Source organism: Pseudomonas sp. AD21 (assembly GCF_002878485.1).
GTDB lineage: Bacteria > Pseudomonadota > Gammaproteobacteria > Pseudomonadales > Pseudomonadaceae > Aquipseudomonas.
Window position 1 is genome coordinate 37626 of record NZ_NQYG01000027.1, and the last position, 21435, is coordinate 59060.

General features: G+C 60.8%; 20 protein-coding genes and 1 pseudogene. 13 read left to right on the forward strand and 8 right to left on the reverse strand.

The window, feature by feature from the left end:
- Nucleotides 1-124 precede the first annotated feature (124 nt).
- Nucleotides 125-820 carry an SDR family NAD(P)-dependent oxidoreductase gene (locus PseAD21_RS17015; protein ID WP_102356683.1) on the forward strand — a complete coding sequence of 232 codons (696 nt, stop codon included), beginning with the start codon at nucleotides 125-127 and terminating at the stop codon, nucleotides 818-820.
- 90 nt (nucleotides 821-910) lie between these two features.
- Nucleotides 911-1930, forward strand: a complete 1020-nt coding sequence (locus PseAD21_RS17020; RefSeq protein ID WP_102356684.1) for an AraC family transcriptional regulator — start codon at nucleotides 911-913, stop codon at nucleotides 1928-1930.
- 27 nt (nucleotides 1931-1957) lie between these two features.
- Here the strand turns inward: PseAD21_RS17020 and PseAD21_RS17025 are convergent, their stop codons facing one another.
- The 6 genes and pseudogenes from PseAD21_RS17025 to PseAD21_RS17055 all read right to left on the reverse strand — a co-directional run bounded on the left by PseAD21_RS17025 (nucleotide 1958) and on the right by PseAD21_RS17055 (nucleotide 8658).
- Complete coding sequence (locus tag PseAD21_RS17025; protein WP_102356685.1) at nucleotides 1958-2656, reverse strand: alpha/beta hydrolase; 699 nt, start codon at nucleotides 2654-2656, stop codon at nucleotides 1958-1960.
- Nucleotides 2657-3351: 695 nt separating this feature from the next.
- Nucleotides 3352-4374 carry a GlxA family transcriptional regulator gene (locus PseAD21_RS17035; protein ID WP_102356686.1) on the reverse strand — a complete coding sequence of 341 codons (1023 nt, stop codon included), beginning with the start codon at nucleotides 4372-4374 and terminating at the stop codon, nucleotides 3352-3354.
- A gap of 49 nt (nucleotides 4375-4423) precedes the next feature.
- A complete protein-coding gene (locus tag PseAD21_RS17040; protein ID WP_102356687.1) occupies nucleotides 4424-5545 on the reverse strand; it encodes an agmatine/peptidylarginine deiminase in 1122 nt (373 codons plus the stop codon).
- Nucleotides 5546-5591: 46 nt separating this feature from the next.
- Nucleotides 5592-6695, reverse strand: a complete 1104-nt coding sequence (locus tag PseAD21_RS17045; RefSeq protein ID WP_102356688.1) for an extracellular solute-binding protein — start codon at nucleotides 6693-6695, stop codon at nucleotides 5592-5594.
- A 2-nt stretch (nucleotides 6696-6697) separates the two neighbouring features.
- Nucleotides 6698-7602 (reverse strand): annotated as a pseudogene (aguB, locus tag PseAD21_RS17050) (N-carbamoylputrescine amidase).
- A gap of 3 nt (nucleotides 7603-7605) precedes the next feature.
- Entirely contained in the window at nucleotides 7606-8658 is a 1053-nt protein-coding gene (locus tag PseAD21_RS17055; protein WP_102356689.1) for an agmatine/peptidylarginine deiminase, read from the reverse strand.
- 111 nt (nucleotides 8659-8769) lie between these two features.
- Here PseAD21_RS17055 and PseAD21_RS17060 point away from each other — a divergent pair, with 111 nt between their 5' ends.
- Nucleotides 8770-9630 carry a LysR substrate-binding domain-containing protein gene (locus tag PseAD21_RS17060; protein ID WP_102356690.1) on the forward strand — a complete coding sequence of 287 codons (861 nt, stop codon included), beginning with the start codon at nucleotides 8770-8772 and terminating at the stop codon, nucleotides 9628-9630.
- On the opposite strand, the gene PseAD21_RS17065 is transcribed toward PseAD21_RS17060, so the two are convergent.
- Nucleotides 9608-10534, reverse strand: a complete 927-nt coding sequence (locus PseAD21_RS17065) for a LysR family transcriptional regulator (protein ID WP_102356691.1) — start codon at nucleotides 10532-10534, stop codon at nucleotides 9608-9610. The genes PseAD21_RS17060 and PseAD21_RS17065 overlap by 23 nt on opposite strands.
- A 123-nt stretch (nucleotides 10535-10657) precedes the next feature.
- On the opposite strand from PseAD21_RS17065, the gene PseAD21_RS17070 reads away from it, so the two are divergent.
- The 7 genes from PseAD21_RS17070 to PseAD21_RS17100 all read left to right on the forward strand — a co-directional run bounded on the left by PseAD21_RS17070 (nucleotide 10658) and on the right by PseAD21_RS17100 (nucleotide 16830).
- On the forward strand, nucleotides 10658-11062 hold the full coding sequence (locus PseAD21_RS17070) for a RidA family protein (protein ID WP_102356692.1): 405 nt from the start codon (nucleotides 10658-10660) through the stop codon (nucleotides 11060-11062).
- Nucleotides 11063-11213: 151 nt separating this feature from the next.
- Entirely contained in the window at nucleotides 11214-12083 is an 870-nt protein-coding gene (locus tag PseAD21_RS17075; protein WP_102356693.1) for a putative selenate ABC transporter substrate-binding protein, read from the forward strand.
- Entirely contained in the window at nucleotides 12080-12877 is a 798-nt protein-coding gene (locus PseAD21_RS17080) for a phosphonate ABC transporter ATP-binding protein (RefSeq protein WP_102356694.1), read from the forward strand. The genes PseAD21_RS17075 and PseAD21_RS17080 overlap by 4 nt, the downstream gene beginning before the upstream one ends.
- A complete protein-coding gene (locus PseAD21_RS17085; RefSeq protein ID WP_102356695.1) occupies nucleotides 12871-13698 on the forward strand; it encodes an ABC transporter permease in 828 nt (275 codons plus the stop codon). The genes PseAD21_RS17080 and PseAD21_RS17085 overlap by 7 nt, the downstream gene beginning before the upstream one ends.
- The gene (gene phnE, locus PseAD21_RS17090) at nucleotides 13695-14462 is read left to right on the forward strand and encodes a phosphonate ABC transporter, permease protein PhnE (protein ID WP_102356696.1); all 768 of its coding nucleotides are present in this window, start codon (nucleotides 13695-13697) and stop codon (nucleotides 14460-14462) included. Before PseAD21_RS17085 ends, phnE begins: the two co-directional genes overlap by 4 nt.
- 263 nt (nucleotides 14463-14725) lie before the next feature.
- Nucleotides 14726-16093 carry an AAA family ATPase gene (locus tag PseAD21_RS17095; protein ID WP_102356697.1) on the forward strand — a complete coding sequence of 456 codons (1368 nt, stop codon included), beginning with the start codon at nucleotides 14726-14728 and terminating at the stop codon, nucleotides 16091-16093.
- Entirely contained in the window at nucleotides 16090-16830 is a 741-nt protein-coding gene (locus PseAD21_RS17100) for a retron system putative HNH endonuclease (RefSeq protein ID WP_102356698.1), read from the forward strand. The genes PseAD21_RS17095 and PseAD21_RS17100 overlap by 4 nt, the downstream gene beginning before the upstream one ends.
- A 23-nt stretch (nucleotides 16831-16853) precedes the next feature.
- Here PseAD21_RS17100 and PseAD21_RS17105 read toward each other — a convergent pair whose 3' ends face one another.
- Nucleotides 16854-17627, reverse strand: a complete 774-nt coding sequence (locus PseAD21_RS17105; protein WP_102356699.1) for an AraC family transcriptional regulator — start codon at nucleotides 17625-17627, stop codon at nucleotides 16854-16856.
- Nucleotides 17628-17827: 200 nt separating this feature from the next.
- On the opposite strand from PseAD21_RS17105, the gene PseAD21_RS17110 reads away from it, so the two are divergent.
- From PseAD21_RS17110 to PseAD21_RS17120, 3 genes are read left to right on the forward strand one after another with little or no spacing between them, the layout of a single operon-like run.
- Nucleotides 17828-19456 carry an APC family permease gene (locus PseAD21_RS17110; RefSeq protein WP_102356700.1) on the forward strand — a complete coding sequence of 543 codons (1629 nt, stop codon included), beginning with the start codon at nucleotides 17828-17830 and terminating at the stop codon, nucleotides 19454-19456.
- Between the two features lie 22 nt (nucleotides 19457-19478).
- Nucleotides 19479-20405 carry a 4-hydroxyproline epimerase gene (locus tag PseAD21_RS17115; RefSeq protein ID WP_102356701.1) on the forward strand — a complete coding sequence of 309 codons (927 nt, stop codon included), beginning with the start codon at nucleotides 19479-19481 and terminating at the stop codon, nucleotides 20403-20405.
- Nucleotides 20406-20455: 50 nt separating this feature from the next.
- Entirely contained in the window at nucleotides 20456-21403 is a 948-nt protein-coding gene (locus PseAD21_RS17120; RefSeq protein ID WP_102356702.1) for a dihydrodipicolinate synthase family protein, read from the forward strand.
- Nucleotides 21404-21435 lie beyond the last annotated feature (32 nt).

Genomic DNA, 21435 nt, shown 5'->3' on the forward strand with positions numbered 1-21435 from the left:
CTTTGCGCAGGTTTCTCCAAGCATAAAAAATTGGCACTTTTGCACAACAAATTGACACCCAAAAGCATGCCACGGGCGGCCGATATCATTAGAGTATGCGCCCTTAAAAAGGAAAGGACTCTTGATGACTCAGTCACTCTCACGGCGCGTTGTGGCGATTACCGGCGCCCTGGGGAATCTCGGCGAGACCCTGGCGGACATGGCCGCAGCCCAGGGCGCGGATCTGGTGCTGATCGATCAGGCGACGATCGGGCTGCCCACCTCTCACAACCGACTGGTCCTGTCCGGCGTTGATCTGGCCTCCCTTGCCGATTGCCAGGACGTCGCCCGGCAGATCAACCGCTATTTCGGCCGCCTCGATGCGCTGGTCAATGGTGCCGGCGGCTATGCGTGGGAGCCGTTGCTGGGCGGGACGATAGACGCCTGGGATCGGCTCTACACGCTGAATCTGCGAACCGCCTTGAACGCCAGCAAAACTCTGCTGCCATTACTGCTGCAGTCCTCGGCCGGGCGCATCGTCAACATCGGTGCGAGCATGGCGGCGAAGGCCGGGCTGGGCATGGGCGCCTACGCCGCGTCGAAATCCAGCGTACTGCGCCTGACCGAAAGCCTCGCCGAAGAGCTCAAGGACATGAGCATCACCGTCAATGCCGTGCTACCGAGCATTCTCGACACCCCGCAAAACCGCGAGGCCATGCCCGACGCCGAGCACCAGCGCTGGGTAACGCCAGCCCAACTGGCGGCGGTCATTCTGTTTCTGATTTCGGAACAAGCTTCGGCGGTCACCGGCACCGGCATCCCGGTGATCGGGCGCATGTAGGGTCTATTGACGCCGCGTACCTTGGCGACGTCGCTTCCTTCACTTTTCGGAAAAGCAAGATCACCGGATTACCGGACTTCCCCTCCCCCCATGCGACCCGCCACCTCCAGCGCTGCCTTCGTTAACCACGTCCTTGATGTCGCCGAGCAACACGGCTGCGATGGCGATTGGCTGTTGCACCAGACCGGACTGTCACGCGAGCAGTTGTCCGACTCCATTGTGCGCATCCCCATGAAGCAACTGCGCGCCCTGCTGGAACTGGCGGCGCGCAGCAGCAACCTGGCGCATTTCGGCCTGCTGGTCGGCGCGGCCGTGCGCCCCGGCACCTACGGCGTGCTGGGGTATGTGCTGATGACCAGCCCGACGCTGGGCGAGTCGCTGAATATGATGCTGCGCTTCGGCAAGATTCTCTACGACAGCCCTTCCAGCCAGACCCGGGTCGTCATCGGCGACGGCCGCGTGACCCTCGAAGATCAGCGCACCAGTGAACTGGAACCTTATTGCGCCCTGCACCAGGAAGCCCTGATGGTCGGCTGGGCGGCGTTCGGGCGCTGGTTGGTCGCAAGCAACCAGCCGATGCTGGAAGTGCGAATGATGCATGCCGCCGTCGGCGAACCGGCGCTGTATGAACACTTTTTCGGCTGCCCGGTGCAGTTCGAGGCCGGGAGCAACGCACTGGTGTTTGCCGAGTCGACACTCTCGACGCGGATCCAGGGTGCCGACCCGCGCATGCACCGCAGCATGCTGCTGGAAGCCGACTGGCAGCTGTGCCTGTCGTACCCGGCATTTTCCGTGACCGACCGCTTGCGCGCGCTGCTCACCGAACAATTGCCGACCGGCGATTTCAGCCTGAAAAGCCTGGCCCGGCAGTTGGCGATTTCGCCGCGCACCTTACAGCGCAAACTCGCGGCCGAAGGGGAAAACTTCAATCAGGTGCTGGAAACCATGCGCATGGAACTGGCCGACCATTACCTGCGTCGCACCGAGACCAGCATCATGAACATCGCCCTGATGCTGGGTTACTCGCAGGCCAGTTCCTTCAGTCATTCCTTCCGTCAGGCGCGCGGGATCTCGCCGGTGGATTACCGCAAGTTGCTGCGGGCCAGATAAGCCTGTTACGTGCTCCGCGACTGAATATCAGACGCTCGACGCAGACATCGCTGCCTCATCGATCAACGCCGCCACCTCGGCGGCATGCGACGCCAGCGAAGCATGACTGGCCTCCAGCGTGATGACTTTCCTGGCGCCGAGGCGCGCCGACATCATCTTCTGGTTGTCCGGGTGGATCATGTGATCCTGGCTGGAGATCTGATACCAGCTCGGCTTGTTTTTCCAGGCCGGATTGCTGATCGGGTCGCCAAAGGTACTGGCCACCGGCGCTTTCTGAGTGACCGCCATGACCAGCGCTTCATCGGCCGTCAGGTCCTGACAGAAGCTTTCATGGAACTTGTCAGCCTTGAGCCACAGAAAACCGTCGCTGTCCGGTGCCAGGTTCGGCGCAGCCTGCGGCAGATGTTGCTGAGTCAGGCCGCCCGGGCTTTCGCCGGCATCCGGGGCGAACGCGGCGATGTACACCAGACCGACAACATTGGATTGGTTGCCGGCCTCGGTGATCACCGCCCCACCGTAAGAGTGCCCGACCAGCAGCACCGGCCCGCGCTGTTGCGCAATCATCTTGCGAGTGCGCTCTGCATCATCGGCCAGCGAGGTCAGTGGCATCTCCACCGCCCGGATGTCTGTGTAGCCCCTGCGCGTCAGCTCGACAATGACGTGGCCCCAATGCGCCGCGCCGCCCCAGAAACCGTGTACCAGCACAATGGTCGGTTTATTACTCATGGCCTTGCTCCTGTCAGGATCGAAGATGTTTGCCAAACCGCCGCAGGAGTATGGAACTGATTCACGAGTCGGGCCACCGAGACCTTGAGCCCCAATGGTTCTCACCCCACCCGATTAACTGTAGAAGTGAGCCTGCTCGCGAAGAGGCCATACCAGCCACCTCATATACTGACTGACACACCGCTTTCGCGAGCAAGCCCGCTCCCACAGGGGGACGCACCAAGCCAATGGTTCTGACACCACCCAATTAAAATTGTGGGAGCGGGCTTGCTCGCGAAGAGGCCACATCAGCCACCGCATATGCTGACTGATACTCCACCTTCGCGAGCAAGCCCGCTCCCACAATGGGACGTCGCTGCGCCAGTGGCCCTGGCACCATCCAATCAAAACGGTGGGAGGGAGCCTGCTCGCGAAGAGGCCATACCAGCCACCGCATATGCTGACTGATACTCCGCTTTCGCGAGCAGGCTCGCTCCCACATGGATCGGCGCTGTGCCGTGGTTCTGGCACCACCCAATTAAAACTGTGGGAGCGGGCTTGCTCGCGAAGAGGCCACATCAGCCACCTCATATGCTGACTGACACACCGCTTTCGCGAGCAAGCCCGCTCCCACAATGGGCCGGCGCTGCCCCAGTGGCCCTGGCACCACCCAATTAAAATTGTGGGAGCGGGCTGGAGGCAGAAAACTGCTCGGTCTATTTGACCAGGCGTTTTTCCTTGGACGGTCGATAACCGAAAAACGCGCTATAGCATTTGCTGAAATGACTCGGCGAAACAAAGCCGCACGCCACCAGCACTTCCATCTGCGACAGCTCGGTGTGCTGCAGCAGGCGCCGGGCTTCGGTGATGCGCAGTTCCAGGTAGTAGCGCTGCGGTGTGGTGCCCAGTTGCTCCTTGAACAAACGCTCCAGCTGCCGCCGCGAGCGGCCGGCGTACACCGCCAGTTGCTCCAGCTCCAGCGGCTCTTCGAGGTTGGCGTCCATCAGTTTGACCACCTCGCGCAACGGTGCGCTGACACAGAGGTTTTCGTCCGGTTTGATCCGCCGATAACGCGACTCTTCGAACGCCAGAATATCCTCGATACCTTCAACCAGCGCTTTGCCGTGCAGGTTCTTGATCCAGTCCAGCGCCATGTGGAAAGCCCCCGACGGGCTGGATGCCGTGAGCCGGTCGCGATCGATCACATAAGGTTCGCTGCTGACCTGAGTAGATTTGGCAATTTCCGTGAGCGCGGGGCGGTGTTCCGGATGAATCGCGCAACGATAACCCTCGAGCAGCCCGGCGCGTCCGAGAAACCACGCCCCGTTCCACAAACCGGCCAGGCTAACGCCACGCTCCGCTGCCGCACGCAGCAGGCTGATCAACTCTTCGCTCGCCTTCAGCTCCGTGCGGTAGCCACCGCACACCACCAGCAAATCCAGCTCCGCCAGGCTGGCCAGGTCAATCCGTGCATCGGGGCGAATGACCAGGCCCAGATCGCTGATCACCTGCGCCTCGCCCAGGCCGAACGTGCGCGAGGCGAACAGCCCGGCACGCAGCAGGTTGGCGGTGATGATCGTATCCAGCGCTTGAGTGAAGGCCGGCAGCGAAAAGTGCTCCAGCAGCAGGAAACCGGTGCGGGTGAGGCGCGAATCTGCAGATTGTTCATTCAGATAGCGGAGGTTTTTGCCCTTCATGCCTCCGCTGAATTGACGTCGTTCGATCAAGGTCTGGCCCATCGGTCATTTGTTATCCGCCGATAGTTGGCTCGATGGGCCAAAGAGTCAATCACGCTTGCGGCTGATGACTGGTCACGCAGTGAATCCCGCCACCACCGGCCGCAATCGCGTCGATGTTCAGCAGCTCGACTTTGCGCTCCGGGTACAGCTTCGACAGCAGCTCGTATGCCTTCTGGTCAGCCGCCTTGTCACCGAATTCCGGGGCGATGATCGCGCCGTTGATCACGAAATAGTTGATGTAACCGGCAGCAAAGTCCGGGTTGTTCTGGCTGAACTTGCTCTTGCGTGGAGCGAGCGGCGGCGAAATCGTGTGGATCTGTAGCGGCCGACCGTCAGCGTCGGTGGCCTTCTTGAGAATCTCCAGGTGCGCCAGCGTGACCGGGTGATCGTAGGATTGCGGGTCGCTATCGAGGTTGGCGATGACCACGCCGGGCTTGATGAACCGCGCGTAGAAATCGACGTGGGCGTCGGTGATGTCCTTGCCTTTGATCCCCGGCAGCCAGATGATTTTGCGCAGGCCCAGCCGCGCCTTCAGTTCGGCCTCGACGTCTGCCTTGCTCCACCCCGGATTGCGGTTGCTGTTGATCCAGCTGCTTTCCGTCATGATCCCGGTGCCGTGACCGTCGACTTCGATGCCGCCGCCCTCGCCCACCAGCTCGCTGCGCAGGTAAGTCGCTTGCGTGTCGTGGGCCACTGTCGCGGCGATTTTCGCATCCTTGCTGTGCTGCTGTTTGTCGCCCCAACCATTGAAGTTGAAGTCCACCGCACCGAGACCGCCCTTGTCGTCGATGACAAAGTTGGCGCCGATGTCACGCATCCAGATGTCGTCGAGCGCCGCAGTCACGTAGGTGACATTGCTCGTGCCGCAATACTGCTCGGCCAGGCTGCGCTCGCCTTTGCGGCAGAACACTGTCACCGGCTCATACCGGGCAATGGCGCGGGCGATGCGGCCGAGTGCGGCCTGCACGTCAGCGGTGAAGTCCTCCCAGATCGCGTCCTGCGCACCGAACGCAATGAACGCGCGCTCGTGCTGGTCGCCCTCGTCCGGCATGAACCAGTCCTGCGCACTGGCCGCCAGCAGTTTGCCCGGCGACAGACCAAGGCCCATAAACGCGGCGCTGACACCGGCGGCGACTGATACTTGTTTGATGAACTCACGACGAGTCGACATGTTGGCTTTCCTGAAAATGGCCGGCGACCAGGCGCCGGCGGTTGCATCACGGATGGGTGGCGGTTTTGAACTTGGTCCAGGTGCGCATGCGGGCACGCATGTCGGCCTGGGGAATGTCCTTGCCCGGGATCAATCGAGCATAGGTCGCGTCGTCGAGGTAGATGTCCGGGTTGTCGCGCATAGCGGCATCGACACTGGCCCGCGCCTTGGCGTTGGAGGTCGGGTAGCCGGTGAAGTTACTGATCGCGGCCATGTTCTGCGGGCGCATCACGAAGTTGATGAATGCGTAGGCGTACTCCGGGTGTTTGGCATCGACCGGAATCGCCATGGTGTCCATCCACACCGTAGTACCCTCGCGGGGAATGCGGTACTGGAATTTCGTGGTCTTGCCAGCGCTGTCCGAGGTGCGTTGAGCCTGGGTCATGTCGCCGCTGTAACCCAGCGACAGGCACAGGTTGCCGTTGACCAGATCGGTCACCGGTTGCGACTGAAACTTGCGAATGTACGGGCGCACTTTCATCAGCAAATCACTGGCCGCCGCCAGATCTGCCGGTTTCGCGCTGCGCGGATCGCGTCCCAGATAATTGAGTACCACCGCCAGCACCTCATCCGGCGAGTCGATCATCGAGATCCCGCAATCGGCAAATTTCGCCGCCAGTTCCGGCTTGAACAGCAGGTCCAGGCTATTGACCGGCGCGTCGGCCATGCGCTGCTGGATCTGCGCCGCGTTATACGTCAGGCCGATGGTGCCCCAGGTATAGGGCACGGTGGCCTGACTGGAATGTTCGTAATGGCTGCGCAATTTCTGCAAGCCGGGTTCGATCTCGGCGAGCGCCGTGAGCTTCGATTGATCCAGCGGCATCAGGCTGCCGGCACGCATCAGGCGCTCGGCCACGGTGTCGCCGGGGAAGATCAGGTCGTAGCCGCTGCCACCGGAGAGCATCTTGGCTTCGAGGGTTTCGCTGCCGTCCATGACGTCGTAGATCACCTTGATCCCGGTTTCGGCGGTGAACCGGCTCAGGGTGTCTTCGGCAAAATAATCGGCCCAGTTGTACAGCCGCAGGGTTTTGTCCTCGGCATGCAGCGACGGGATCACGCAAGTCAGCGCCAGGCCCAGCGCGCCGAGCAGTCGTTTGTGGTGCGTAGCCATGTTCAAACCCCTTGAGTGTTCCAGCGTGCATGGAGGTGGCGACCGTCATGACTGAGCAGCGCGCCATACATGTCCGGCCGGCGATCACGGTAGATGCCCCAGCTCAGGCGCTCCTCGCGCATGGCCTCGAGATCGAGGCTGCGCACCTGCACGCCGGTGCTGTCGCGGTCGGCGGCGGCGAGCAATTGGCCTTTGTGATCGCTGATGAAAGACGAGCCGTAGAAGCTCATGTGCAGCGACGAATCGGTGGTCGCCACCTCGCGCCCGACGCGGTTGGAAGCCACCACCGGCAGCAGATTGGCAGCCGCGTGACCGCGCATGGTCATCTGCCAGTGATCGCGAGAATCCAGCGCCGCGCAGCCAGGTTCGGTGCCGATGGCGGTGGGAAACAACAATACTTCAGCGCCCATCAACGCCAGACAACGCGCCGTTTCGGGGAACCACTGATCCAGATACCCACGCCGAGGCGGCCGAACGCGGTGTCCCAGACTTTGAAGCCGCTGTCGCCGGGGCTGAAATATTCCTTCTCCTGATAACCGATGGCGTTGGGGATGTGGGTCTTGCGGTACCCCCCCGACAGGCCCCCGCCGGCATCGGCCACGGTCAGCGAATTGAAATAGGCGTTGCCGGCCTTCTCGAACCAGCTCAACGGCAGCACCACGCCCAGCTCTTTCGCCAGTGCGGCGAAGCGCTGGAGCAGGCGGCTGTCGCGAAACTCCTCGGCCAGGGCCAGGTGTTTATGGCTTTGCTCGATGCAGAAATACGGCGTGGCGAACAGCTCCTGCAACAGGATCACCTGCGCGCCCTTCGCGGCCGCCTCGCGAACCAGTTGCTCGGCCTGATCGAGGTTGCGCTGAAGGTCCCAGGTGCACGGCATCTGGGTGGTGGCGATGGTCAGATGGCTCATCAATCAACCCTCCAGCGGCCAGGCGGGTTGCTGCTGGGTGATGCAATGCACGCCACCGCCGCCGTGGGCCAGGTGATTGATGCGCACCGGCACCACTTCGCGTCCGGGGAACGCCTGTTCGAGCACTTTGGCTGCGACGTGGTCAGCCTCGATGCCGTAGGCCGGCATGATGATCGCGCCGTTGGCGATGTAGAAATTGGTGTACGAGGCACAGAACACTTCGGCTTCAGCGTCCACCGCTTCGCTGGCTTCGTAGAGTTCGATCAGCTGGAATTTACGGCCGTGTGCATCGGTCGCCAGCTCCAGCGCGCGGCGATTCTCGCGCACCACTTCGGCGTACACGGAGTGCTGGTCGTGGGTCGCGTCCACCAGCAACACGCCGGGACGGGCGAACGCACAGACACCATCGACGTGGCCGTCAGTCATGTCGCCGGTGACGTAATCCGGATCGCCCGGCAACCAGATGGTTTTCTTCACCCCCAGCAAGCGGCTGAAAATCGCTTCCATCTCGGCCTTGCCGATGCCCGGGTTGCGATTGGGATTGAGCAGCACCGACTCGGTGGTGATCAGCGTGCCCTCGCCGTCAACGTGAATCGCCCCACCCTCGTTACTCAGCGGCGTGCCAAAGCATTCCAGGCCAAGATGATTGAGTGCGCGGCGTGCCAGGCTTTCATCCAGGTCGTGCGCCGACTTGCCGCCCCACGCGTTGAAGCGCCAGCTCACCCCCGCCAGCCCTTGCTGCGGATGGCAGATGAAGCTCGGGCCGGAGTCACGGCACCAACTGTCGTTGACCGCCAGCGGGATCAGCTCGATGTTGGCACCACACAGCGCCTTGGCGCTGGCGACCGCTGACGGATCGACCACCAGTTTCACCGGTTCGAGACGGGCGATGGCATTGGCCACCCGGGCGAAGTCTTCCTGCACCTGCGCCAGCGTCACGCGCCAACCCGACTCCCACAGCGTCTGGTTGTGCGGCCAGACCATCCATGTGGCGGCGTGGGTGACCCATTCCGCCGGCATCATCCAGGCGCTGTTTTTATTGTCATTGTGCTGCATGATAAGCCTCGTTAGTTAAGCCAATGTGTTCACTACGACCATGCTACGGACGCATAAACAGGCAAACAAACGATGGATTTAGCGGATAACTGATTAGAGGAACTTATCGATATGCTCAAACACTGGCCACCACTCAGCTCCCTGCGCGGCTTTGAAGCAGCTGCACGCCTGGGCAGTTTTCACAAGGCCGCCGATGAGTTGAGCCTCACTCAATCTGCGATCAGCCAGCAGATCCGTAGCCTCGAGGCGTACCTCGAACAGCCGCTGTTTTTCCGCAGCGGGCGCAGCGTGGCACTGACCGACGCCGGCCACGATCTGCTCAGCACCACCCAGGCGATGCTCCAGCAATTGGCGGTCGGCATCCGTCGCCTCGGGCAATATCAGAAGCCCAATCAACTGGTGCTCAATACCACGCCAGCGTTCGCCCGACATTGGTTGTTGCCGCGTCTGGCGGATTTTCGCGCTCGGCATCCAGAAGTGGATCTGTGGATCTACAGCACCGATGAAGTGCCGGACATGGCGACACAAACCATCGATATCGCCGTGCGCGACGACATCAGTTCCCAGACCGAATGCAGCTTCAAGGTGCTGCACGCCGACCGCCTCTACCCGGCCTGTCATCCGAGCGTGTTGGCGCAACCCGTCGCGCAGCGCAGCACGTTGCACGGCGAACGGGAAATGGACTGGAGCCATTGGGCGGTCGAGGCCGGAGTCGATGTCGGGCAGCAGGATCAGGGCCTGAATTTCTCCGATCCGGGCCTGCTGCTGGACGCTGCGTGTGCCGGCCTGGGGATTGCGCTGGTCAGTCAGTTGCTCAGCCGTCAGGCGCAGGAAAGCGGGCTATTGCTGCCGTTGGTTGAGCAAACCATTCGCGGCCCGAACTGGGCACTGCTGACCCATCGCGACAGCGAAAACGAGCCGATGGCGCGCAGTTTCAGTGAGTGGTTGATCAATAACCTTGGCGCGCCATGACCGGCGCATGTTGCGCCATCAGCTCGATGATCCAGTCAATGAACACCCGAAGTTTCAGGCTGACATGCCGGTTCGGCGGGTACGCCACGTAGAGTGGCATCGGTTCCAGCTGCCAGTCCTCGAACAGCGGCACCAGTTCACCCCGCATGGCATGAGCATCTGACATGTACCTGGGCAACCACAGCACGCCCATGCCGGCCAGGCCTGCCGCGAGGTAGGCATTGCCGTCGTCGACCGCCAACACGTGGCGCCCCTTGATCTGCAGGTGCTCGCTGCCATTGTGCAAGGCGTAAGGCACCGGTTTGCCGGTGCGCGCCCAGAGAAAACCGACCACTCGATGATGGGAGTCTTCCAACTCCCGCGGATGCATTGGCGTGCCGGCAACGGCCAGGTAACTCGGCGCAGCGAATACCCCCAATTGAAGATCGGCCACCCGCCGGGCCATCAGCGACTGATCGAGCAGTTCGCCGCCGCGCACTACGCAATCGACGTTCTCATCAATGATGTCGACGATGCGGTCACTGACGCCCATGTCGATCTGAATGTCCGGGTAACGCTGGTGAAAGTCGGGCAACGCCGGCATCAGAATCAGGCGTGCCAGCGGACTCGGCACATCCACCCGCAACCGGCCCTTGGGCATCGCCGAGGCACCGGACAGCGTGGTTTCGGCATCGTCCAGATCGGCCAGCAAACTGATCACCCGCTGGTAGTAAATCGCGCCATCGGCGGTGACGTTGACCTTGCGCGTGGTGCGGTTGAGCAACTTCACCCGCAGCCGCGCCTCCAGTTGCTGGACGAGTTGAGTCACGGTGGTCTTACTTATGTGCAGGGTCTCGGCGGCTTTGGTGAAACTGCCCGCCTCGACCACCCGGGCGAACGCCTGCATTGCATCGAAACGGTCCACTTTTCGCCCTCTGATTGTTTGGAATCTGCAAACAGTGAACGCCAAGGTTGCGCGTTTATCGCCACTGCGCAAGTCCCTAAAGTCGCTCCATCGTCAACGTTCCAGCAATGATGGAGACACCCCATGACACAACGTGATGCAGTTTTCCCTCCGGCCCGCCACACTCTCTACGAACGCCATCGCTACTCGCCGGCGATTCGCTCCAACGGTTTCCTGTTCGTCTCGGGACAAGTGGGCAGCCGTGAGGACGGCTCGCCCGAACCGGACCTGCAAAATCAGGTGCGCCTGGCCTTCAACAATCTGAATGCGATCCTCAATGCCGCCGGGTGCAGCTTCGATGATGCGGTGGATGTGACGGTGTTCATGGTCGATCCGCAATCGACGTTCGAAACCATCTGGGAAGTGGTGCCGGAGTTCTGGGGTCAGGCGCCCTATCCGACGATCACGGCGGTGGGCGTGACCTGGCTGGCAGGCTTTCGCTTCGAGATCAAGGTGATCGCCAGATTGCCGGAAAACGTCTCATCGTAACGTGGGGTAAAACATCGCCAGACACCCGCACTGGCCTTTAACCGCCCGCCTACGTATAACCTCGCCGTTTCGTCTAACCTGATTGAGCGCCCGGCCGCGACACCGCGCCCCGTGGCGCTTAGAATGCGACGCTCATGAAACGGAGATTTCCATGCTCAAACGCACCCTTGCACTGACCGCTGGCCTGGCCCTGTCTTTTTCCACTCTGGTGGCGCATGCCGCCGATGTGCTGCGGGTCAGCGCGATTCCCGATGAAGCACCGACCGAATTGCTGCGCAAGTTCGAGCCGCTGGGGGCTTATCTGGAGCAGCAGTTGGGCATGAAAGTGCAGTTCGTACCCGTCGCCGACTACCCGGCAGTGGTCGAAGCACTGGCGACCGATCGCCTCGACATGGCCTGGCTGGGCGGTTTCACCTTTGTTCAGGCACAGCTGAAAACTCAAGGCGAAGGCAAAACCCCGGTGATCCCGCTGGTGCAGCGCGAGCAGGATGCACAGTTCACCAGCAAGTTCATCACCGCCGACCCGAACGTGAAGAGCCTCGCCGACCTCAAGGGCAAGACCTTTGCCTTCGGTTCGGTGTCGTCCACCTCCGGCAGTCTGATGCCGCGTTACTTCATGCTGAAGAACGACAACATCAAACCTGAAGCGTATTTCAGTCGCGTCGCCTACTCCGGCGCCCATGACGCCACCGTCGCCTGGGTCCAGGCCGGCAAGGTCGACGCCGGTGTGCTGAACGCCAGCGTCTGGCAGAAACTGGTGGACGCCGGCAAAGTCGATACCAGCAAGGTTCATGTGTTCGCCACCACCCCGGCCTACTTCGATTACAACTGGACCGTGCGCGGCACCCTCGACCCGGCACTGGCGGCGAAGATCAAAAAAGCCTTCCTCGCCCTCGACCCGGCGAACCCAGAGCAGAAGAAGATTCTTGATCTGCAAGCGGCCAGCCGCTTCATCGACACCAAGCCCGAGAACTACAAGGGCATCGAGGAAGCTGCTCGCGCCGCCGATCTGTTGAAATGACCCTGAGCCTCAAACAAGGCCGCCTGCACCACGCCAACGGGGTCGACGCGCTACGCGGCGTCGACCTGCAGATTGGCGCCGGTGAACAGGTGGCAATCATCGGCCCGTCCGGGGCTGGCAAGTCGAGTCTGTTGAACCTGCTGGCCACGGCTTTGCGTCCCAGCAGCGGCGAAATCGAGGTCCTGGGCGAACGCCCCTGGCACCTTTCCACCCACCAACGCCAACGCTTGCGTGCGCGCATCGGTCTGGTCCATCAGGCGCCACCGCTGCCGCCGCGCCAACGCGTGGTGACGGCAGTGCTGGCCGGCAAGCTCGGGCAATGGAGCCTGGGCAAGAGCCTGTTGAATCTGCTGCATCCACTGGACATTCCCGGTGCCCGCGCGGCCCTCGCACGACTGGATCTGGGCGACAAGCTGTTCGCTCACTGTCAGCAATTGTCCGGCGGTCAATTGCAGCGTGTGGGCATTGCCCGGGTGCTGTATCAGGCGCCGGAAATTCTGCTGGCGGACGAACCCGTTTCCGCGATGGATCCGGTACTGGCCGGGCACACCCTGTCGATCCTTTCGCAACATGCCCGCGCTCATCAGGTCACACTGGTGGCGAGCCTGCACGCGGTGGAGCTGGCGCTGGCGCACTTTCCGCGCATCATCGGTTTGCGCGACGGCCAGATCCTCTTCGACAGCCCTGCCGAACAGGTCAGCCGTGACATGCTCGATACGCTGTACGCCAACGAGCAATTGCAAAGCCCGACGACATCGAGTGCGCCGCTGATCGTGCAGATCCCGCGATGCTGAGGGTCGATGCACGAGACCCGGCTACCGCGCCGCGACTGCTGCTGACTCTGCTGGCGATCGCCTTGCTGTGGCCGGGCATCCAGCTCAGCGAACTCGATCTGGGGGTGCTGCTGCACACCGACAGTCAGACCGAAATGGGCCGTTTCATCGCCGGCTTCTGGCCGCCGGCGCACGACGCGGATTTTCTCCAGTTGCTGTTCAAGGCCACCCTGCAAACCCTGGCCATCGCCACCGCCGGTATGGCGTTGGCTTTGCTGCTGGCGGTGCCGGCGAGTTTGCTTGCCAGTCGTGCGCTGTCACTGTCGGCGGCCTCACGGGGCGGTGTTCCAAGCCGGGTCGGGCGCTTGCTGCGCTGGCCGGTGCGCGGATTGCTGATCTTCTTGCGCAGCGTGCCGGAAATCGTCTGGGCGCTACTGTTCGTGCGCGCCGTGGGCCTCGGCCCGGCGGCGGGTGTGCTGGCGATCGCCATCACTTACAGCGGCATGCTAGGCAAGGTTTATGCGGAAATTTTCGAGTCCACCGACCAGCGTCCGGCGCATGCCCTGATGCAGGCCGGCAGCGGGCGGCTCGCAGGTTTTGCCTACGGGATTCTGCCGAATGTCGCGGCGGAGCTGCTGTCGTACACGGTCTATCGCTGGGAGTGCGCGATTCGTGCGTCGGTGGTGATGGGGTTTGTCGGGGCCGGTGGTCTGGGGCAACAGATCGACCTGTCACTGCGCATGTTTGCCAGCGGTGAAGTGGCGAGCATGTTGCTGACCTTCCTGATGCTGGTGCTCGGCGCCGATCAACTCAGCCGCCTGCTGCGCTGGAGGCTGACATGAATCGCCTGATCAATCTGTTACTGATCGTCGGCATTGGCGTAGCGGTTGTCGCCTCATTCGGTTATCTCGAACTCGACCTCGGTGACCTGGGCAGCAGCGCCAGCCTCAAGCAGATGGGCGCCTACGCGCAGCGTTTTCTCAGCCCGGACCTGAGCGCCACGCACATGCAGGCGATCCTCAAAGGGGCAATGGAAACCCTCGCCATGTCGGCCCTCGGCACCTTGCTCGCGGCGGTGTTCGGCATCCTCCTGGCACTGCCCGCTGCCGGGCGTTTCGGCTGGCCGCTGCAAAGCGCCTCGCGCCTGTTGCTCAACGGTCTGCGGGCAATTCCGGAACTGGTGTGGGCGGCGCTGATGGTGCTCGCCGCCGGCCTCGGCCCGAACGCTGGCACCCTCGCGCTGGCCCTGCACACCACCGGCGTACTCGGCCGATTGTTCGCCGAAGCCCTGGAAAACACCCCGCCCGAGCCTGCCGAAGCGATCCGCTTGCAGGGCGGCAACCCGGTACTCGCCTTCTGCTACGGCACCCTGCCCAACCTCGCCCCGCAGTTACTCGCCTATTGCCTGTACCGCTGGGAAAACAACATCCGCATGGCCAGCGTACTGGGCTTCGTCGGCGCCGGAGGGCTGGGGCAGATGCTGTATGTCAGCCTGAGCCTGTTTCAGGAAGCGCAGGCGAGCACGGTGATTCTGGCGATGCTGATTCTGGTATTGGGTGTGGATTCGCTGAGTGCGTGGAGTCGGCAGCGATGGGTCAAGGCCTGAAAGGCCAAGCCAATCAATCAATCAATCAATCAATCCGAATCCATTTCGGTGAATGTAGCCCATTATGTGCGAGAACAACGACACACCGGTGATCGATGCGCGCCATGCGTAGTACTGTTAACATCCAGATCTATCAAAAAATCACACCTCGTCCAGGGATGTTCAGGTTTCGACATGTACAAGATCAAACACATCACAAATGACTTTTTGAGCGTCGCGACTGCTTTACTATCGGACCAATTAATCGGGTCGGAGAAAGCAAATTGAAGCTAACGAAAGTTCGTCTTGAGAACTATAGGGGATTCAAAAGGCTCGATCTTGACCTGCACCCTAATTTGACAGTTATCGTAGGATTGAACGGATTTGGCAAGACCACAGTCATGAGTGCATTCCGTTTGCTGCTTTGGTCTTATGTACGTAATTACGGTAAAGATGTCAGGCGCGGCGCCACCCCTAAAATTACGGCTGATGATATTCATAGTTTCCAGTCCCCTGAGGGTCGAAACAAATTAAACTTCCCATGTTCAGTCAAAGGCATGGTTGATTTTCCCGAAGAGGAAAATTTTTACTACTTCGAAGAAGACTTCGATGACGACACGCCCATAGACATTATCGGGTGCGAACTGACAAAAACCAATGCAAAGATTAATTGGCTGCGCGGAACGTCCTTAGACATATTGGCGAGATCCAAAGCATTGGATGCAGCTATTGATGACCTTAATCGTTGGCAGGGGGAAGAGGGGCAACCAGGAGATTTACCAGTCATCGCATACTATGGAACTAACCGTCTATGGAAAAGAAGCGCAGGATTAAGAAAGGTTGATCGCTCAACCGTCAGATTTGTGGGTTACGACGGAGCAACAAGCCTTGAGTCAAGCTTCATGAGATTTGAATGGTTTATTTTATTTCTCTTCTCTTCAGTGAAAGATGGGTTATTTAGTAAAGAGTACGTCGCACATCTATGGATCGGGGTTAGAGAGGCCATCCGCACAGTGACTGGTTGGGAGTGGCAACTTCCAAAGCAGGACATAAAACAGATTCATTTCAAACGAGACACCGAGGAAAGAAAACTCTCCCAATTGGGAGATGGTGTGCGCTGCATGATAGAACTTGTTGGTGACCTTGCCTGCCGCTGTTCTCTTTTGAACTTCCACTACAAGCAGGATGCCGTAAAGAGAACTTCCGGCGTTGTATTGATTGACGAGGTCGATATGCACCTGCATCCAAGTTGGCAGCAAAAAATCCTGAGCCAATTACAGGAGGCCTTCCCGAAAATCCAGTTCATCGTCACAACGCACAGTCCTCAAGTCCTCAGCACTGTACGGAGGGAAAATATCCGGTTACTTGAACGGGATGCCAGCGGCCAGGTTTCGGCGAATGAACCCCTCGCCCGTACCTATGGCGAACCGAGCGGCGATATTTTGCACAGTGTCATGCAGGTCGATCCGCAGCCACCAGTGGCCGAGAAAGCTGACCTTCAGCGACTAACAGAACTTGTCGATAAAGGCCTTTATGACGAACCGGAAGCACTGCAGCTGACCAAGGAGCTTCAACTCTCCCTCAGTGAGCAACATCCGCAAATGCAGCGACTCAAACGCAGCATTGCTCGGCAACGGGTACTCAAGGGATGAGACATATCGTTCAACGGCGGTATGCCGGTTACCATCTGGATAAATCGCACGAAAACCCGCCACAAACGTCCGACGATGCGACCAGTCGCTGGGGTGGCTTTGATCATAAGCAAGAAGTGATGGAGTTCTTGCTGTCAGAGCAGTATTCGTTGTGTTGTTACAGTGAACTACGTGCTGACGAGCACGAGCTTGGGTATCACATTGAGCATGTCGAAAACAAAAAACAAAACCCGCAGCGAACATTTGACTGCACCAATCTTGCAGCTTCTGCTCTGCGCACCGGAGACAAAGATCCTCTATTGAAGAACCTTCTTGAAGACGAGCAAGCAGGTATCGTCTTCGGTGGACATGCTCCAGGCAAACAGAAGTCGGTCGACATTCGACTCTTCGTTTCGCCACATCAGCCTGATTGCCGGCGCTTCTTCACTTATCTGTCTGACGGACGCGTCGTCCCCGCGGACGGTTTAGAGAAAAAAGATGAAGATCGCGCTCAATACACTATTGACCTACTCAACCTTAACAGCCCCTTCCTATTGATAGAGCGGCGTCGGTGGTGGGACGAGCTGGACGAGATTTTCATAGATCACATTGAACAGGAAATGGATCTGGAATGTTTGGTTGGTATCAATTTGGTGCCTTGCAATAACAGGCTCTATCCCTTTTTCAGCTTGACCCGAAGCTTTTTCGGTCGCGTTGCCGAGGGTGTCATCGAAAAGGCAGCCCCTGAGCTCATTTAATCGATCCCTTCTCAACTCTACGCCTAATGCCCCGTCGCCAACCGATACTGACGCGGGGTAAACCCGGTCGACGCCTTGAACTGCCGGGTAAACGCGCTGTGGTCGGTATAACCGCACTGCAGCGCCACTTCGGTGATCGGCAAGTCTCCGTGCAACAGCCGATGCGCATGCTCAAGGCGCACTTTCTGGATCATCTGCCGCGGCGTCAGGTGGAACACCCGTTTGCAGTAACGCTCCAGTTGCGCCACTGAAATCCCGGCGATGCGCGTCAGTTCACCGAGGCTGACGCGGCGATTGAAATTCGCCCGGATATACTCGTCTACCGCCGCCAGGCGTTGATAGGCCGGGTGGGTTTCGCTGGCGGTTTGCAGGTCGACGGAAATTCCTGCAAAGCCGATGATCTGGTTATTGCGGTCGTACAGCGGACGCTTGTGAGTCAGGCACCAGCCCGGCTCGCGACTGCCGTACAGATGCAGTTCCAGCTGATCTTCCAGCACAAACCCCTCTTCCAGCACCCGCCGATCCTGCTCGGTATAGCCCGGGCCCAGTTGCGCCGGAAACACCTCGGCGCTGGTCTTGCCGAGCAACGGTCGCAGGTCTTTCAAACCACAGCGCTGCACCAGCGTACGGTTGGCCATGACGTAGCGCGCCTGCAGATCCTTGATGAAGATCGCCGCGTTGGGAATCACGTCCAGCATCGGTAACAGCAGCGCCATGCCCGCCAGCAGATCGTCGAGGGTCTCTGGCCGGCTCGCCTCGTTCTGTTGGCTCAGGATCGCAAACGCATTCTGCATCATGCCCCTCACTCCCCACGTTGCGCATTCACCTGCGCGCAGATTGCCCCATGGCTGACAGCCTGTCGAGCCGGGGCTTTGGCGTCGGCCATTGTGCTGAATTCGTCATTGATGCCGGCAAAAAACATCAATCGCGCCGCGCTTGATGAGTTCACTGTAGCGCCACTGCACGCCCCTCCAACAACCAACAAGAAGGCGACGCTATGACAGGCCAAGGCAAGTTCAAGAAACAACTTTCACTGACAGACCTCACGTTCATCGGACTGGGGGCGATCTTCGGTTCGGGCTGGTTGTTCGCGGCCAGTCACGTGTCCGCCATCGCAGGTCCCGCAGGGATCTTCTCTTGGCTGCTCGGCGGCTTCGCCGTGTTGCTGCTGGGCATCGTCTACTGCGAATTGGGCGCCGCGCTGCCCCGCGCCGGCGGTGTGGTGCGCTACCCGGTTTACTCCCACGGCCCGCTGCTCGGCTACCTGATGGGTTTCATCACCTTGATCGCGTTTTCCAGCCTGGTGGCCATCGAAGTGGTCGCCTCACGGCAATATGCAGCGGCGTGGTTTCCCGAGCTGACCAAGGTCGGTTCCAGTGACCCGACCGTGCTGGGCTGGTTTGTACAATTCGGTCTGTTGTGCCTGTTTTTCCTGCTCAACTACCGCAGCGTGAAAACCTTCGCCATGGCCAACAATCTGGTCAGCGTGTTCAAGTTCATTGTGCCGCTGCTGGTGATCGGCGTGCTGTTCACCTTCTTCAAACCGGCCAACTTCGAAGTGCATGGCTTCGCCCCGTTCGGCCTGTCCGGGATCGAAATGGCGGTGTCGGCCGGCGGTGTGATCTTCGCTTATCTGGGCCTGACGCCGATCATTTCGGTGGCCAGTGAAGTGAAGAATCCGCAACGCACGATTCCGATTGCACTGATCCTTTCGGTGCTGCTCTCCACCGCCATCTACGTGCTGCTGCAAACCGCTTTTCTCGGCGGCATCCCGACCGAAATGCTCGCCAATGGCTGGGCCGGCGTCGCCAAGGAACTGGCCCTGCCGTATCGCGATATCGCCCTGGCACTGGGCGTCGGCTGGCTGGCATATCTGGTGGTGGCGGACGCGGTGATCTCGCCGAGCGGCTGCGGCAACATTTACATGAACGCCACTCCACGGGTGATCTACGGCTGGGCGCAGACCGGAACCTTCTTCAAGATTTTCACCCGCATCGATGAGAAGTCCGGCATCCCGCGCCCTGCGCTGTGGCTGACCTTTGGCCTGTCGGTGTTCTGGACCCTGCCGTTCCCGTCGTGGGAAGCGCTGATCAACGTGGTCTCCGCCGCGCTGGTATTGAGCTACGCCGTGGCCCCGGTGACGGTTGCCGCACTGCGCCGCAACGCGCCGGACATGCCGCGTCCGTTCCGGGTCAAGGGCATGAGCGTGCTCGGGCCGCTGTCGTTCATCATCGCTGCGCTGATCGTCTACTGGTCGGGCTGGAGCACCGTGTCGTGGTTGCTTGGCCTGCAAATCCTGATGTTCGTCATCTACCTGTTGTGTGGCCGCATGGTGCCGACTGCGCACCTCAATCTCGGCCAGCAAGTACGCTCGTCGGCGTGGCTGATCGGCTTCTACGCCGTGACCATCGTCCTCTCCAAACTCGGCAGCTTCGGCGGTATCGGCGTACTCAGCCACCCGTTCGATACGGTGATCGTCGCGGTCTGCGCACTGGGCATCTACTACTGGGGCGCCGCCACCGGCGTACCGGCGCACCTGATTCGTCTGGAAACCGAGGACGACGAAAGCGAAGCCGCTGAATCCTCCACCAGCACCGCCAGCGGCCAACGCCCGGCTCACGCCTGACTTTCACGCAATGGACGAGTTCATGAAACGAATACACATCATCGATTCCCACACCGGCGGCGAACCCACGCGCCTGGTGATGCAAGGCTTCCCCGACGTGCACGGCAACAGCATGGCCGAGAAGCGCGACAACCTGCGCACCCGGCATGATCAATGGCGCCGTGCCTGCCTGCTGGAGCCGCGTGGCAACGACGTACTGGTCGGCGCGCTGTACTGCGAGCCGGTGTCGCCGGATGCGACCTGCGGGGTGATTTTTTTCAACAACGCCGGTTATCTCGGCATGTGCGGCCACGGCACCATCGGCTTGATCAATTCGCTGCATCACCTGGGCCGCATCGAACCGGGCGTGCACAAGATCGACACGCCGGTCGGCCCGGTCAGCGCCACCCTGCACGATGACGGCGCAGTGACCCTACGCAACGTGCCCGCCTACCGCCATCGCAAACAGGTGCCGGTCGAAGTGCCCGGTTACGGACGCGCATTCGGCGACATTGCCTGGGGCGGCAACTGGTTTTTCCTTGTCTCAGAGCACGGCCAGGACCTGCAGATGAGCAACGTCGAAGCCTTGACCGATTACACCTGGGCGATGCTCAAGGCACTTGAGGCCCAAGGCATCCATGGCGAGGACGGCGCGCTGATCGATCATGTCGAACTGTTTGCCGACGACGACCGGGCCGACAGCCGCAACTTCGTCATGTGCCCGGGCAAGGCCTACGACCGCTCGCCCTGCGGCACCGGGACCAGCGCCAAACTGGCCTGCCTGGCCGCCGACGGCAAACTCGCCGAAGGCCAGGTCTGGACCCAGGCCAGCATCACCGGCAGCCAGTTCGAAGCCCGCTTCGAATGGGAAGGCGAGCGCGTGCGCCCGTTCATCACCGGGCGCGCCTGCATGACCGCCGACGCCACCCTGCTGATCGACGAACAAGACCCTTTCGCCTGGGGCATCTGACCTGCCCCGTTTTTAACCGATCTGAATGAATGTCCCGAGGAGCTACAACAATGAGCGATAACATCTTCACTGGCTGCATTCCGGCCCTGATGACCCCCTGCACCGCCGCGCGCAAACCGGACTTCGACGCCCTGGTCGCCAAGGGCCGCGAGTTGATCGATATCGGCATGAGCGCGGTGGTTTACTGCGGTTCGATGGGCGACTGGCCGCTGCTGACCGAGGCCGAGCGTCAGGAAGGCGTGGCGCGTCTGGTGGCGGCTGGCGTACCGACCATCGTTGGCACCGGCGCGGTCAACAGCCGTGAAGCGGTATCCCACGCCGCCCATGCCGCGAAAGTCGGCGCCCATGGCCTGATGGTGATTCCGCGCGTGCTGTCCCGTGGCGCCTCGGCGACCGCGCAAAAGGCCCATTTCGCTGCCATTCTCCAAGCCGCACCGAACCTGCCGGCAGTGATCTACAACAGCCCTTACTACGGTTTCGCCACCCGCGCCGAGCTGTTCTTCGAACTGCGCCGCGAATACCCGAACCTGATCGGCTTCAAGGAATTCGGTGGCGGCGCCGACTTGCGCTACGCCGCCGAGAACATCACCTCGCAGGACGATGCCGTAACCCTGATGGTCGGCGTCGATACCCAAGTGGTGCACGGTTTCGTCAACTGCAACGCCACCGGCGCCATCACCGGCATCGGCAACGCCCTGCCCCGCGAAGTCCTGCAATTGGTGGCACTGAGCAAGCAGGCGGCCAAGGGCGACGCCAAGGCCCGGCGCCGGGCCCGTGAACTGGAAGCGGCGCTGGCGGTGCTGTCGTCGTTCGATGAAGGCTGCGATCTGGTGCTGTATTACAAGCACCTGATGGTGCTCAACGGCGACCGCGAATACGCCCTGCACTTCAACCAAACCGATGCCCTGAGCGACGCCCAGCGCCGCTACGCCGAGACCCAGTACGCACTGTTCCGCCAGTGGTACAAAAACTGGTCCGCCGAACAGAACTTCGCCTGACCGCTACCCCTGCCCCGGTATCACACGCCGGG